The 12,924-nt window shown below is 60.3% G+C and carries 15 protein-coding genes; 8 read left to right on the forward strand and 7 right to left on the reverse strand.

Annotated features, from left to right (window positions below):
- Window positions 1-8 precede the first annotated feature (8 nt).
- The 4 genes from PH5382_RS08135 to PH5382_RS08150 all read left to right on the forward strand — a co-directional run bounded on the left by PH5382_RS08135 (window position 9) and on the right by PH5382_RS08150 (window position 2,631).
- Window positions 9-1,118: an NADH:flavin oxidoreductase gene (locus PH5382_RS08135; protein ID WP_058333874.1), complete on the forward strand. Its 1,110-nt coding sequence runs from the start codon at window positions 9-11 to the stop codon at window positions 1,116-1,118.
- A gap of 145 nt (window positions 1,119-1,263) precedes the next feature.
- Complete coding sequence (gene pgsA / locus PH5382_RS08140) at window positions 1,264-1,935, forward strand: CDP-diacylglycerol--glycerol-3-phosphate 3-phosphatidyltransferase (RefSeq protein WP_058333875.1); 672 nt, start codon at window positions 1,264-1,266, stop codon at window positions 1,933-1,935.
- Window positions 1,935-2,180: a molybdopterin converting factor subunit 1 gene (gene moaD, locus PH5382_RS08145; RefSeq protein WP_058333876.1), complete on the forward strand. Its 246-nt coding sequence runs from the start codon at window positions 1,935-1,937 to the stop codon at window positions 2,178-2,180. The genes pgsA and moaD overlap by 1 nt, the downstream gene beginning before the upstream one ends.
- 4 nt (window positions 2,181-2,184) lie before the next feature.
- Complete coding sequence (locus tag PH5382_RS08150; RefSeq protein ID WP_058333877.1) at window positions 2,185-2,631, forward strand: molybdenum cofactor biosynthesis protein MoaE; 447 nt, start codon at window positions 2,185-2,187, stop codon at window positions 2,629-2,631.
- Between the two features lie 451 nt (window positions 2,632-3,082).
- Here PH5382_RS08150 and PH5382_RS19985 read toward each other — a convergent pair whose 3' ends face one another.
- The 4 genes from PH5382_RS19985 to ubiA all read right to left on the reverse strand — a co-directional run bounded on the left by PH5382_RS19985 (window position 3,083) and on the right by ubiA (window position 6,616).
- Window positions 3,083-3,238, reverse strand: a complete 156-nt coding sequence (locus PH5382_RS19985) for a hypothetical protein (RefSeq protein ID WP_197410023.1) — start codon at window positions 3,236-3,238, stop codon at window positions 3,083-3,085.
- A gap of 118 nt (window positions 3,239-3,356) precedes the next feature.
- The gene (locus tag PH5382_RS08155) at window positions 3,357-3,677 is read right to left on the reverse strand and encodes a hypothetical protein (RefSeq protein ID WP_058333878.1); all 321 of its coding nucleotides are present in this window, start codon (window positions 3,675-3,677) and stop codon (window positions 3,357-3,359) included.
- Complete coding sequence (locus PH5382_RS08160) at window positions 3,674-5,593, reverse strand: OmpA family protein (protein WP_058333879.1); 1,920 nt, start codon at window positions 5,591-5,593, stop codon at window positions 3,674-3,676. Before PH5382_RS08160 ends, PH5382_RS08155 begins: the two co-directional genes overlap by 4 nt.
- Window positions 5,594-5,653: 60 nt before the next feature.
- A complete protein-coding gene (gene ubiA, locus PH5382_RS08165; protein ID WP_058333880.1) occupies window positions 5,654-6,616 on the reverse strand; it encodes a 4-hydroxybenzoate octaprenyltransferase in 963 nt (320 codons plus the stop codon).
- Window positions 6,617-6,628: 12 nt separating this feature from the next.
- Here ubiA and PH5382_RS08170 point away from each other — a divergent pair, with 12 nt between their 5' ends.
- The 4 genes from PH5382_RS08170 (at window position 6,629) to PH5382_RS08185 (ending at window position 10,194) form a co-directional block, all read left to right on the forward strand.
- Complete coding sequence (locus PH5382_RS08170) at window positions 6,629-7,354, forward strand: 16S rRNA (uracil(1498)-N(3))-methyltransferase (protein WP_058333881.1); 726 nt, start codon at window positions 6,629-6,631, stop codon at window positions 7,352-7,354.
- Window positions 7,354-8,235, forward strand: a complete 882-nt coding sequence (locus PH5382_RS08175; protein ID WP_058333882.1) for a GNAT family N-acetyltransferase — start codon at window positions 7,354-7,356, stop codon at window positions 8,233-8,235. The genes PH5382_RS08170 and PH5382_RS08175 overlap by 1 nt, the downstream gene beginning before the upstream one ends.
- Window positions 8,232-8,759, forward strand: a complete 528-nt coding sequence (locus tag PH5382_RS08180) for a hypothetical protein (RefSeq protein ID WP_058333883.1) — start codon at window positions 8,232-8,234, stop codon at window positions 8,757-8,759. Before PH5382_RS08175 ends, PH5382_RS08180 begins: the two co-directional genes overlap by 4 nt.
- Window positions 8,760-8,823: 64 nt before the next feature.
- Window positions 8,824-10,194, forward strand: coding sequence for a glutamate--cysteine ligase (locus tag PH5382_RS08185; RefSeq protein WP_058333884.1), 1,371 nt, complete (start codon window positions 8,824-8,826; stop codon window positions 10,192-10,194).
- A 191-nt stretch (window positions 10,195-10,385) separates the two neighbouring features.
- On the opposite strand, the gene PH5382_RS08190 is transcribed toward PH5382_RS08185, so the two are convergent.
- The 3 genes from PH5382_RS08190 to PH5382_RS08200 form a co-directional block, all read right to left on the reverse strand.
- Window positions 10,386-11,192: a crotonase/enoyl-CoA hydratase family protein gene (locus PH5382_RS08190; protein ID WP_058333885.1), complete on the reverse strand. Its 807-nt coding sequence runs from the start codon at window positions 11,190-11,192 to the stop codon at window positions 10,386-10,388.
- Window positions 11,193-11,218: 26 nt separating this feature from the next.
- Window positions 11,219-11,842: a TetR/AcrR family transcriptional regulator gene (locus tag PH5382_RS08195; RefSeq protein ID WP_058333886.1), complete on the reverse strand. Its 624-nt coding sequence runs from the start codon at window positions 11,840-11,842 to the stop codon at window positions 11,219-11,221.
- Between the two features lie 324 nt (window positions 11,843-12,166).
- Entirely contained in the window at window positions 12,167-12,640 is a 474-nt protein-coding gene (locus PH5382_RS08200) for a YHS domain-containing (seleno)protein (RefSeq protein WP_058333887.1), read from the reverse strand.
- Window positions 12,641-12,924: the final 284 nt, after the last annotated feature.

Consider the following 12,924-nt stretch of genomic DNA (forward strand, 5'->3'; position numbering starts at 1 on the left):
AATGCGTTTTGACCCAAGTCGACACTCTGTTTCGCCCCGTTGATCTGGGCAAGCTTAGCCTGAAGAACCGGATTGCCATGGCGCCGATGACGCGCACCTATTCGCCGGGCAATGTCCCCAATAGTAAAGTGGTGGACTACTATCGCCGCCGCGCCGAAGGCGATGTCGGCTTGATCATCACCGAAGGCACCTTTGTCGATCACGCCGCCGCCAGCGGCTATCCCAATGTGCCGGCCTTTTACGGGGACGCGGCGCTGGCTGGCTGGAAAAAAGTGGTGGATGCCGTGCACGCGGCGGGGGGCAAGATCGCGCCGCAGCTTTGGCATGTGGGGGCCATTCGCCGTCCTGGTGTGATGCCGGGTGGCGACACACCCGGCCACAGCCCCAGCGGCATGGCTAAACCGGGCAAGGTCACCGGCCACGCCATGACACAGCAGGATATCGATGACGTGGTGGCGGCGTTTGCCAAGGCCGCGGCAGATGCCAAGGCGATTGGCTTTGATGCCATCGAGCTGCACGGCGCCCATGGCTATCTGATTGATCAGTTTTTCTGGGATGGTACCAATCAGCGCGATGATGGCTATGGCGGTGATCTGGCGCAGCGTTCGCGCTTTGCGCTTGAGATTATCCGCGCAGTGCGCGCCGCCGTTGGCGAAGATTTCCCGATCATCTTCCGCTACTCGCAGTGGAAACAACAGGATTACAGCGCGCGCCTTTGCGAAACACCCGAGGCGCTGAAGGACTTCCTGATGCCGCTGGCCGAGGCAGGCGTGGATATCTTTCACTGTTCCACCCGTCGCTTCTGGGAGCCCGAATTCGAGGGCAGCGACCTTAATCTGGCGGGCTGGACCCGCAAACTGACGGGCAAGCCTGCGATCACGGTTGGCAGTGTCGGGCTGAACGCGGATTTCCTGCCTGAAGATGGTTTTGTGGAGTTCAACGAGGCTGAGCCTGCCAGCATCGACAATCTGTTGGAGCGGATCTCCCGCGATGAATTTGATCTTGTTGCCGTCGGCCGGGCTCTGATTGCCAACCCCGATTGGGCGAAGCAAGTGGCCGCCGGGAAGACCGGCGAGCTGGCAGCCTATGAAAAGGGCATGCTACGCGAGCTGTTCTGAGCCGGGGCATGCCTTTGGAACGCAGTCTTGCGCTCCTTGCCTGCTGGCGGGGGCGGGGCCTGTCCCAGGTCAGCGTGCGCTTTCCCGCCGGGAAAGTGCCATATCCGTCTTTTATGTTTGAAAGGCGCAATGTAGGGTCTGGTCCATGAAATGGACCCTGCCCAATATCCTGACTGTGGTGCGCCTGCTGGCGGCACCGGGTCTCGCCGTTATGTTTCTCTATTTTTCGCGCCCGCTGGCGGATTGGTATGCGCTGATCCTGTTTGTCGCGGCAGCGATCACCGACTGGTTTGATGGCTATCTGGCCCGCGCCTGGAAACAGGAAACCAAGATCGGTGCGATGCTGGACCCTATCGCCGATAAGGCGATGGTGGTGATCGCCCTGATGATCTTGGTGGGCTATGCCGCCGAACACTGGACGCCTTGGCTGGTACTGCCTGCCACGGTCATTCTGTTTCGCGAAGTATTTGTGTCGGGCTTGCGAGAATTTCTTGGCGATACCGCAGGGACGCTCAAGGTGACCAAACTGGCAAAATGGAAGACCACGACGCAGATGGTTGCCATTGCAACGCTGTTCTCGCAGGGGATCTTTGAACACCATGCAGTGATGTCTTCGCTGGGGATGGACGAATTGCTGCGCCAGCAAGTGCTGGAGGGATTGGTGAGCGATGAGGTTGGTCTGCGATGGAAAGTTGCGGCAATCAGTTGGACCGGTTTGTTGGGCCTTGTTCTGCTATGGATCGCTGCTGCGCTGACACTGATCACTGGGGCAGACTACATGCGTAAGGCGCTGCCGTACCTAAAGGAGAACAGATGATGGATATTGTTTATTTTGCCTGGGTGCGCGAACGCATCGGCCTGCCGCGTGAACAGGTGGAAACCTCTGCCGCAACCGTGGCCGATCTGGTGACAGAGCTGGCGGCGCGCGAAGAACGCTATGCGGCAGCCTTTGCCGATCTTTCAGCGCTGCGGGTGGCTTTGGATCAGGAGCTGTCGGATTTTGACGCCTCTCTCGCCGGGGTGCGTGAAGTTGCCTTTTTCCCACCGATGACCGGAGGCTGAAGCGATGCGCGTTCAGGTCCAGGAAGCGGGTTTTGATCTAGGTGCAGAAAGTGATGCCTTTGCCGCCTCTGTGCCCGAGGCTGGCGCGATCGTAACCTTTACCGGTGTGGTGCGGGATGCGGATGCAGGTGGGCTGGTGGCGATGGAGATCGAACACTACCCGGCGATGACACAGAAGGCTCTGGAGGCGATCGCACAGGAGGCCATCAGCCGCTGGTCGCTGGCGGATGCTTTGGTGATCCATCGCTACGGCCGCCTGGTGCCCGGAGCGCGGATCATGATGGTAGCGACAGCGGCGCGGCACCGGAAAGACGCGTTTGAGGCGGCGGAGTTTCTGATGGATTACCTGAAATCCCGAGCGCCCTTCTGGAAAAAAGAGATCCTTGCAGATGGCGAAGCTGACTGGGTTGCGGCCAAAGATGCCGACGAGGATGCATTGAAACGGTGGTAGTCTGTCAGTCTGTCTGGCTTCGGGCTTAGGTTTGGGGCCTGCGGCTCAGGCTTCGCTAGGCCAGGGGGGCTCAGGCAGGATTGATTGGTTCAGGCCGGGGTAGTACAGACTGGGCTGGGTTCAAACGGTTTGACTTACCAAATGCCAGCGGTGGGCTCCCGCCTGTTCCGGCAACATTCAAAGAATGTACCTGCACAGTTGGGCCGCGCTCAGTGCTTCGCACTGAGCCTGATCGCCAGGCTGCATGCCGGTTTGCTAAGCGGCAGTGTTCCAAGCCCTGCGCAATTGCGGCTTTTCAAACTCTTGTGACTTAACGCCTGCCAACGTCAAATATTGCCTGCCAAATTCTGGTCGATTTATTCTGGTCGTTAAATTTTTGGCAGATGAGGTTTGTTGGGGGGGCTGGGCCCAACTCTGACAAGGATGTCCGGACCAGGGATCAGGTCACGGCCTATGACGTCTGTCCTGACGAGGCTTGTTGTGAAACGGAACTTGCGATGGCGCGCTGAGCCGGAATGGTGAAATGGAACGGCGCGATGGCACGGTAAAGCGCCTCGCTGTCAAGCGAGGCGCCAGGCCCAAGGCCTTTCAGAATGGCCTGGGCCATGCTGAGGGCGCGGGAGCCGCCCCTTGTTGAGCGATGAACTGGAAAGGGTGAGCGCCGCGCGGGAGTGTCGCGCAGGCAGAGGTGGCAGGGCAACTGTGGATCCGTGCCGTGCCGGGTCTCAATCCTGTTGCTGGTAATAGTTGCGCAGCTCTTCGGCTTCGCGACGGGCATCACGCAGCCCGTCCATGGCGGCGCGCAGCTCGGCCTCGGTCTGGGTCAGCTGATTGGTCAGCTCTGCTTCGCGTTGTTGTAGGTAGGTGATTGCCTGATCGCGGGTCTCTTCGGCCTCATGCAGCTCCTGGCTCATCCGGTCGAGATCAGCAACATCGCTTTGGCGCACGCGGGTAAAGCGATGCACCAGCCAGTTGGCAAACCAGCCCATGGCAAAGGCGGCAAACAGGATGATGGCGGTGGTGAGGATGAACTCGGCTCTGGTCATTGTCCTGAAGTCTCCTGGTCAGTACTGCTTGTGCTGTCGTCTTCTGTCGGAGGCGCGCTGCTGGCAGCTGCGCTGTCCAGGGTGGTTTCGCCGTCCTGCGTGGTCTCGGGCAGGATCAGATGGAACTCGATCCGCCGATTGGCCTCACGCCCCTCTTCGCTGTCATTGGTCGCAATTGGCTGGCTTTCGCCATAGCCGGTGGCAATATAGGCCGAAGTGCGAATGCGCCGGGCACGCAACTCATTGAGGATCGACTGCGCCCGCGCCTGGCTAAGCGTCTGGTTCATCGCCTCGCGCCCCTGGCTGTCGGTATGACCCTGAATTTCCAAACGGATCTGGCCGCAACGTTCCAGGATGTTGGCAATTCGATCCAACACACCCCGGCTGCCTGCAGCCACAGTCGCCGATCCAGGCTCAAAACTGATCTTGCCGGTGTCGCGCTGCACGGCGGACAGCTGCGCGGCACATAGTTCAGCGCTCAAGGGTTGATCCTTGGGGGCAGGGGGCTCTTCGTAGGTCAGTGCCAGCTCGTAGCTTTCAGCTTCACCCAGTTTGGCCGCCAAAAAGCCCGAAATCTCGGCCAGGGTGTCTTCCTGGTGGCTCATCCCGCGCAGGCGCAGATTGTCCGGGGTGACGGATACCGAGCCGCGCTCCAGATGCGATAGCGCCTCGAGACCCGCCAGAACCCGCACCGGCCAGTCGGAAGGCAGATCGGCAACCACACGTGTCGCCGTATGAACTTGGGCGGAGCCAAAGCGCGCCTTCGCATAGCTGCTGGTGATATCGCGCGAGATCTCATCGTTGATGCGGCCGCGCAGCTGCACCTGGCCTTCGGGGCTGAGCGTGGCGGTGAACTCCGGTGGGCCGACGGCGCTGTCGCTTTCGGGAACCGGTAGGACCGCATGCAGGGCAAAGACCTCAGGGAGGGCGTTTTCCAGCTCTCCTACGACCTTATCGAAGAGTTCAGGAGCCGTGCCATCTTTGGCGACGAGGGTGATGTCGGCATTGGCGATGGTGACTGACCCTGCGCCCAATGTCGCAAGGCTACTGATGCTCAGCTCGGCGGCGCGGGCCCAATTTGGCGAGGGCACGCCCATGCCGATCACACAGTCTGCTTTGCCTTCCAGCCCGGCAGCGCGGGCGGCCTCCAGAATACGGGCGCGGCTTGCGTCGCTTTCGGCAGAGCAGGCATCAAAGCGTGCACCAGAGTCATCAATCAAAAAGCGCAGCGTAAAGGGGGTAATGACCGGGCGCGCTGCAACGATATCGAGGGTCAGTTTCACCTCGGGGGGCGCCAGCCGGGTCAGGCGCTCGTGCAAAAGATCCTTTGCGGCAGCCGATTTTGCCATGGTGGTGATCTTGACCGACTGCGCATCAACGGAAATTTTGGCGCGCGGCAGCAGCTCCAGGGCAGCCACAGCATAGCGCAACGACACGGCCCAGCCTTTGGGTTCCGGGTAGCTGGCAGTTTCCAGCAGGTCGGCGACCTGACCTGCAGCGCTCAATCCGTTGAGCTGTTTTACCAGATTGGTACGGGACGAGGCCGCCGGGATCAGGCCGATGATGGATATGCCGCTGGAGTTGCGTAGGATCTCGGCGGAAAACCGTGGTGGTGCAATGCCTTTGGAGGGGGTGACGGACATGTCATCAATGACCCGGGCGGCATCGACAACGCCCCCGGCGAGCGACAGGGCAGCAAAGCGCGTGGCCTCATCCGGGGCGGTACCCTCCAAAACGACCCGCAGACCGTCAGCGGTGACTTCGGCCCAGCCCATATTGCCTTCGTCCAGGGCGCGGCGCATCGCGATCTCGCTGTTGCGCTCGACGGCGCTGACAGCAAAGCTGGCGGCAATCAGGCAAACCCCTGCCGCCGCGGCAAAGGTCAGGGTCGGAACCAAAAGCGAAGACAAGCGCATAGATCAGCCATTCCTCGAAAAATCTGCAACCTGTCTAAAGGGCGCAGCGCAGCTATTCAATCAGGTGAAGGCAGCCAGAATGAAGAAAATAAGCGGAATCAAGCCGGTATCGCGATTAAGCCGGAAAAGTTGCAGCAGTCGCTGGTTGTTATCGGCATCAAAGATCCGCAATTGCCAGGTCATATGCCACCCCATGGCCCAGGGACCGACCAGCGCCAGCCCCAAAGCCCAGTAGTTGCCCTCCAGATCCAGCGCTAGAATGATGGCAAAGGCCATCAGGCTGACGGTGCCAACAATAAAGCGGCGCAGCCAGGTGGGGGTATCTGTGCCAAACAGCCGGGCGGTGGATTTCACTCCGATCAGGGCGTCATCTTCGGTATCCTGATGGGCATAGATGGTATCGTAAAACAGCGTCCAGCAGATCCCGGCAAGATACAGAAAAACGGCGGGCCAGTGCAAAGCCCCAGTATGGGCCGTCCAGGCCCAAAGCGCGCCCCAGTTGAAGGCAAGGCCCAAAAATATCTGCGGCCACCAGGTGAATCTTTTGGCAAAGGGATAGATCGCCACCGGCAGCAGCGCCAGGATCCCCATCGAGATCGCCATCCGGTTGAACGTCAGCAGGATACCAAAAGAAATCAGCGCCTGCAGGCCCATCCAGATCACAGCACCGCGCACAGAGACCTGTCCCGACGGGATCGGGCGCGACCGGGTGCGTTCAACGGCGCCGTCGAAATTGCGGTCCGAGATATCGTTCCAGGTGCAGCCCGCACCGCGCATCAGCCAGGCCCCCATGGCGCAGGCAATGGCGATCCAGGCGTCTTCCCAGCGCAGGTTTCCATCCCACAACACAGCCAGCGCTAGCCCCCACCAGCAGGGGATCAGCAACAGCCAGGTGCCGATGGGGCGATCGGCCCGGCTGAGCCGCAGATAGGGGCGGCTCCACTCTGGTGCAATTTGATCAACCCAATTGCCTTTGACCGCATCCGCGACCTGACCATCTGGTTTTGACGCTTCATCTTGCATATGTAGGGCCTCATGAGTGCAAAAATCAGACTGTATGTAGAGCACCCTTTGGGTGCAGGGCAATCCATTCCTCTGGAACGGGATCAGGCGCATTACCTATTTGGGGTGATGCGGCAGGCTCTGGGCGGGCATGTGGCGCTGTTCAATGGCGTTGATGGTGAATGGCAGGCCGAAATCACCGAGGCCGGCAAACGCGGCGGCACATTGACCTGTGTGGCGCAGAGTAAGCCTTTGCAGATGCCGCCGGACCTGTGGTTGTTGTTTGCCCCGATCAAAAAGGCGCGCACGGATTTTATCGTCGAAAAGGCCGCCGAGATGGGAGCTGCGCGCATTTTGCCGGTGGGGACGGAATATACCAATTCCGAACGCATCCGTCAGGAGCGTTTGCAGGCGCACGCGGTTGAGGCTGCTGAACAATGCGGTGGCACCTATGTGCCCGAAGTTTGTGATTTGCAGAAACTGTCGCAGCTGCTGGACCACTGGCCCGCAGAGCGCCAGCTGATGTTCTGCGACGAGGCCGAAGTTGGCAATGCACTGCAACTGGCTGCACAAACCCACAGTGCCGCCCCCTGGGCCATTCTCATCGGCCCCGAAGGCGGCTTTTCCGACAAGGAGCGCAAACGGCTGCACGCGATGGAACAGGCCCATGTGGTCAGCCTTGGCCCGCGCATCCTGCGCGCCGATACCGCCGCCGTTGCAGCCATGACCCTGTGGCAGCAGTCGCTGGGTGACTGGTAATGCTGCGCCGTGCCTGCGAGGCAGATCTTCCCGCGGTCAGAGCCTTTCTTGCCTCACGGCTGACGACCTCGATGTTCCTGTCGAGCAATCTGCGCGATCAGGGCTTGAGCACTGGTTATTCTGGCCATCCAGGCGATCACGGCAAATCCATGACGCTTTGGCTGAGCGAGGCCTTGGGGGAAATCACCAATGTGATCGGCTATGCCGCTGCTGGCTACGTGGTGTTCGAGGCCCCCACGTTGACACCTGCGCAGTATCCAATGATCCGGGCGGCGCTGTCGGGGCGTCACCTGTTGGGGCTGAACGGGGCCGAAGACCAGGTGGCGCATCTGATGGCAGCGCTGGATCTGCCCTGCCACGAGGCCGTCATGGATGAGGCAGAGCCGCATTACCGACTACTCCTTTCGGATCTGCGGCTGCCCGGTGGCCCGGGCCAATTGCGTGCGGCAACAGGGGATGATCTTGGCCTGTTGACCGAATGGCGCATGGCCTCCGAGATTGAAATCCTGGGCGCGCGCGACAGCGCCGAAAACCGGGACAGGGCTGCTGAGAGCCTGCAGGAACTGCTGGCGGCAGACCGTCTGCGGGTACTGGAGCGCGATGGTGTTTCGGTTGCTATGACCAACTTCAATGCAGCTTTGCCTGCGATTGTGCAGGTTGGCGGCGTCTATACGCCGCCGCAGCTGCGCGGCCAGGGTTATGCCCGCCAGGCCGTGGCCCTGCATCTGGCTGAAGCACGCGAAACAGGTATCACAGAGGCGATCCTCTTTGCTGCCAACCCTGCCGCGGCCCGTGCCTATGAGGCGATTGGCTTTGCCCGGATCGGCAGCTACCGTATCGTGAATTTTGACCCTGCAATCCGCATCGGAGGTCCATCATGAGTTTCATTCGCCCCGAGGCCCGCGCCACGATCTGGCGCTGGCGCGAATTGATTGTTGCGGCCGTGATGCTGCTGGTGGGGCTGAAATGGGCCTATACCTCCTTTGGGGTGACGGAAGCCACCGGCTGGGCGCTGGTGGTCAGCGGCTTGGTTGTCGCGGTGATCGGCGCGCAGCGGCTGCGGTTTCGTCTTGGTGCCGGGGGCGCGGGTGTGGTGCAGGTGGACGAGGGGCAGATTGCCTATTTCGGCCCACTCACCGGCGGCGCTGTTGCCACCTCCGAACTGGAGCGGTTGCGGCTGGATCATACTGCCAAGCCACCGCATTGGGTGTTGGAGCAGCCCGGCCAGCCGGCGCTGGCCATTCCGGTCAATGCTGAAGGGCACGAAGCGTTGTTTGATGTCTTTGCAGCTTTGCCGGGTCTGAAGACCGAGCGGATGCTGGCCGAGCTGCGGCGCGACGGCCCTCACCAGGTCGTGATCTGGGAACGCGCTCCCAGCCGTCCGGCGCATCACAGGCTGCATTGACACTGGTTGTGATTCCGCTCACGACTGATCTCCCAAGACAACCCTACAGGACGGAGTGCCCGGCATGTCCATTCCCCAGTCCGGCGGCGGACCCATCGAACGCCACGAAGATTTGGCTGAATATCTCGCCAGTGGCTGCAAGCCGCGCGATGCATGGCGCATCGGCACCGAGCACGAGAAGTTCGGCTATTGCAAAGACACGCTGAAGCCGCTGCCCTTTGAGGGGGAGCGCTCGATCGTGGCCGTGTTGGAAGGGCTGCGCGACAGCTATGGCTGGGCCCCTGTCACCGAAGGCGGCAAGCTGATCGGGCTGGAAAAAGACGGCGCCAACGTGAGCCTGGAGCCGGGCGGCGCGCTGGAACTATCGGGCGCCCCGCTGGAGACCATCCACGAGACCTGCGACGAGGTGAACACCCACCTGCGCGAGGTCAAGGATATCTCAGATAAGATCGGCGTTGGCTTCATCGGTTTGGGTGCGGCTCCGATCTGGAGCCATGACGAGATGCCGCTGATGCCCAAGGGCCGCTATCGTCTGATGAACGACTACATGACCAAAGTGGGCACAATGGGGCGCGACATGATGCGCCGCACCACCACGGTGCAGGTCAATATCGACTTTGGCTCTGAAGCCGACATGGTGCAAAAACTGCGCGTGGCGCTGGCGCTGCAGCCGGTGGCGACAGCGCTATTTGCCAACTCGCCATTCTTTGAGGGCAAGCCCAACGGGCATAAGAGCTGGCGCAGCAAGATCTGGCGGCATCTGGATGACAGCCGCACAGGTATGTTGCCCTTTGTCTTTGACGAGGGGTTTGGCTTTGAGGCCTACGTGCAATATGCGCTCGATGTGCCGATGTATTTTGTTTACCGGAACGGCGAATATATCAACGCGTTGGGCATGTCCTTCCGCGATTTCCTGCAAGGAAAACTGCCTGCGCTGCCCGGTGAAACCCCCACCATGTCTGACTGGGCCGACCATCTGACCACTGCCTTTCCGGAGGCACGGATCAAGAAATACATGGAGATGCGCGGCGCGGATGGCGGCCCTTGGCGACGTCTCTGTGCATTGCCTGCCTTTTGGGTTGGCCTGACCTATGATCAGTCAGCATTGGATGCGGCCTGGGATCTGGTCAAAGGCTGGGACGCCGAGACCCGCGAAGAGCTGCGCGTTGCGGCCTCACGTGATGCCCTGCAGGCTGAAGTCAACGGCATCAAGATGCATGATCTCGCGCGTGAAGTGGTCGCGATTTCTGAAAGTGGTCTGAAGGCGCGGGCCCGCCCCGGTGCTGGTGGTCTGGTGCCCGATGAGACCCATTTCCTGAATGCGCTGAAAGACAGTCTGGAAAGCGGCAAAGTGCCGGCGGATGAACTGCTGGAGCGCTATGAGGGCGACTGGGGCGGTGATCTGACCCGGATCTACGCTGACTACAGCTACTAAAGGCTAAAAGACAAAAAAGGGGGCGCCGCTGAGACGCCCCTTTTTCTTGCCTCTGTTGGTCTGAGCGGCGCTGATAGCTTTGGGGCCGGTGGTCAGTGTTGGAGGCGCAAACCGGAACCAATTTGATCCAACCTGACCGGCACTGACCAGCTCTAACTGACCTGGCAGAGTTGGATCGCGCCTCAGATCCGTTAGATGTCGTCAAAATTCCCGTGCCGCCCGGCACCGTCGCGGAACCTGCCTGCGCCAAGAGTACCTTGGCTGCGCAGGGCATCGACACCGTTGGCCCACTCCAGCTGCAGCGCCTGACGGGTCGGCATGCCGCGGCTTTCAATGATTGAACGACGATCAGCCCGCACTGCATCCTGAGGAAAGCGGGCGATCTCATGGGCGAGGTTTTCCGCTGTGGCCCGCGCCTGACCTTCGGGGACGACCCGTTCCGCCAGGCCAATCCGTTCGCATTCCTCAGCCGGAACCTTTCGACCGGTCATGGCAATTTCCAGCGCGCGTCCCTGGCCCACAAGACGCGGCAGGCGCAGGGTGCCGCCGTCAAGAAGTGGAATACCCCAGCGGCGGCAGAACACCCCAAGATACGCCGTATCGCCCATGATGCGGATGTCAGTCCAGAGCGCCAGCTCCATGCCACCGGCGACTGCAGGGCCCTCGATTGCGGCAATGACCGGTTTGGAGAGCTCCATTCTGGACGGCCCCAGCGCTCCGGCTCCGACCGGGGCGGAACCTATGGGTATGGCAAGACGCTGCAGATAAGCCTCTCGTTTGACCGGATCAGACAGTGTGGCGGCCAGGAGCAGATCCCAGCCAGCACAAAAGCTGTCGCCTGCGCCGCAGAGTACGGCAACTGCGGCATCGCTGTCCTCAAAGTCCTGAAAGGCCTCGAAGAGAGCTTCGGCATGTTCGGTATCCATCGCGTTGCGCGCTTCGGGACGGTTGTTGATGATGGTCCAGACGGGACCTTCCTTTTCGATGTCGACGGACATGGGGTATTTCCATTTCAATAACAGTGTTACTGAAATCCAGATAAGAAGGCGTTGAGCGTTGTGTCAACGAGCTTTTGGCCGCTGGTGTTGAGGGATTGATCCCGACGTAGCGTCGTCATGCTGCCAATACCGATCAGGGCGGCGGTCAGGGCATGAGACAGATCTTTGGCGTCGCTAACCGGAGAGAGCGGCGACACGGCGATCGGAGACAGTTGGGCAAAACAGGCCTCGAACTCAGCGATTGTTTGGGCCAGCAGATCATTCAATATCTTGTCCGCGTCTTGCCCCAGGCCTGTCTTCTTGCCGTCTTCGAACTGATAAAGCCCCAGTCGCTGTTCAAACAGGTTCTGGTGGTAGTACAGGAAAAATGCGGTGGCGGCGGCCCGCAGGGCTGATCTGGGGTCCGGCTTGGACTGGGCTGCGGCGGCGACGTGTTGATGCAGGTTGCTCAGGCTTTCTTGCAGCAAGGCCGCATAGATGGCGTCTTTGCCGGAAAACAGGTTGTAAATCGCCCCTGTGGTCTGCCCGGTTCGGGCACTGATGGCGCGCAGGCCGACATCGATGTTGCCGGTTTCGTCAAATATCTGCCGGGCCGCATCCAGAATTTTCTGGCGTCGCTCGGCCTGGGGGATTCGTTTGGGTGCTGTCACGGGTTTGACTAAGTCCTGGGGCCGGATTGTGCCGAGGATGGCTTGGTCCGGGCTGGCAATGCGCTGCCGCGTTTCGGTCCCACCTTGATAGGCCGAAGTCAGCCTTGGTGAAACCTCGGAACGCGCAATTGGTTGCGCTGATCTGCTTGGGCTCTCATGCTCCTGTCACAAGCCTGTCAATAGCCGCCAGTCAGTAATCACCAGTCAGTGCACAGGTCAAACCGGGGGCGGACTGCCGCAGTGCAGGACATAGAAAACCCGGCGATGAGCTGCCTCACCGCCGGGTCTTGTTTTGCCTTTGTCAGGAATATCCCTGCAAAGAGGTTACTGCTGGAGAACTGCGGGTTCTACGTCTGCGATGTCTTTCCAGTTGGTGTCGGCGTTTTTCACCATGCCCGGAATGTCACCTTCCCAGCGTTCCTGAATGTCCTGGGACAGGTTCAGGTAGAGAACATTGTCGACGATTTTCCAGTGGTTTGGATCGCCGTCGAACTTGAAGCCCATGGCGGTGCCAAAGGCGCAGTAGCCGCCGTAGGCGGGCAGATATGCTTCGGGGTTGGCCTCAAACTGCGCTTTGTTCTCTTCCGAGGCAAAGCGGTAGGTCGCGTCATTGAAAAGAGTTGTGATTTTATAGCTGCCTTTTGAGGGGGCGCCGTCGGTGAAATATGCGACGGGGTCATAGCCCTGCATTGCGAGGCCTGTGGAGGATGCGTTGATTTCTACGCCTGCGGCCAATGCCGAAGTTGCCATTGCAACAGAAAGCGCCACGCCGCCCAGCAGTGTCTTGAATTTGTTCATCTGTCTCTTCCTTTTCATAGCCGGCTCCAGCTGTTTGTTCCTCAGCCGGCCGGTGGTTCAACGTGTAGAGTGGGGCCTGTGTGGCCATCACGAAACCGAAGTGGGGAGGGGGGCGATCACGTTCAATCAAACTGTTTTTGATGATGCAGTAGCCCATAGTCGCTGTGCGCTGATGCGCAGAACTTCGCCATCACGTTGTCTTGATGGCACACAGCGGACAGAAGGAACGGGGGCCGCGAACGCGGGGCATTTATACGCCAAAGCAAGGTCGATGAGAGAACGAA

Origin of the sequence: Phaeobacter sp. CECT 5382 (genome assembly GCF_001457775.1) — a bacterium.
Lineage (GTDB): Bacteria > Pseudomonadota > Alphaproteobacteria > Rhodobacterales > Rhodobacteraceae > Pseudophaeobacter.

Bases quoted from the DNA above. Each gene is read 5' to 3' on its own strand.
- PH5382_RS08190 (WP_058333885.1), bottom strand. From the start codon at position 11,192: ATGTCCGTCGACATCGAAAAGGAAGGTCCCGTCTGGACCATCATCAAC.
- PH5382_RS08170 (WP_058333881.1), top strand. From the start codon at position 6,629: ATGAGTGCAAAAATCAGACTGTATGTAGAGCACCCTTTGGGTGCAGGG.
- PH5382_RS19985 (WP_197410023.1), bottom strand. From the start codon at position 3,238: ATGGCCCAGGCCATTCTGAAAGGCCTTGGGCCTGGCGCCTCGCTTGAC.
- PH5382_RS08155 (WP_058333878.1), bottom strand. From the start codon at position 3,677: ATGACCAGAGCCGAGTTCATCCTCACCACCGCCATCATCCTGTTTGCC.
- PH5382_RS08185 (WP_058333884.1), top strand. From the start codon at position 8,824: ATGTCCATTCCCCAGTCCGGCGGCGGACCCATCGAACGCCACGAAGAT.
- PH5382_RS08200 (WP_058333887.1), bottom strand. From the start codon at position 12,640: ATGAACAAATTCAAGACACTGCTGGGCGGCGTGGCGCTTTCTGTTGCA.
- PH5382_RS08150 (WP_058333877.1), top strand. From the start codon at position 2,185: ATGCGCGTTCAGGTCCAGGAAGCGGGTTTTGATCTAGGTGCAGAAAGT.
- PH5382_RS08160 (WP_058333879.1), bottom strand. From the start codon at position 5,593: ATGCGCTTGTCTTCGCTTTTGGTTCCGACCCTGACCTTTGCCGCGGCG.
- moaD (WP_058333876.1), top strand. From the start codon at position 1,935: ATGGATATTGTTTATTTTGCCTGGGTGCGCGAACGCATCGGCCTGCCG.
- pgsA (WP_058333875.1), top strand. From the start codon at position 1,264: ATGAAATGGACCCTGCCCAATATCCTGACTGTGGTGCGCCTGCTGGCG.
- PH5382_RS08180 (WP_058333883.1), top strand. From the start codon at position 8,232: ATGAGTTTCATTCGCCCCGAGGCCCGCGCCACGATCTGGCGCTGGCGC.
- PH5382_RS08175 (WP_058333882.1), top strand. From the start codon at position 7,354: ATGCTGCGCCGTGCCTGCGAGGCAGATCTTCCCGCGGTCAGAGCCTTT.
- ubiA (WP_058333880.1), bottom strand. From the start codon at position 6,616: ATGCAAGATGAAGCGTCAAAACCAGATGGTCAGGTCGCGGATGCGGTC.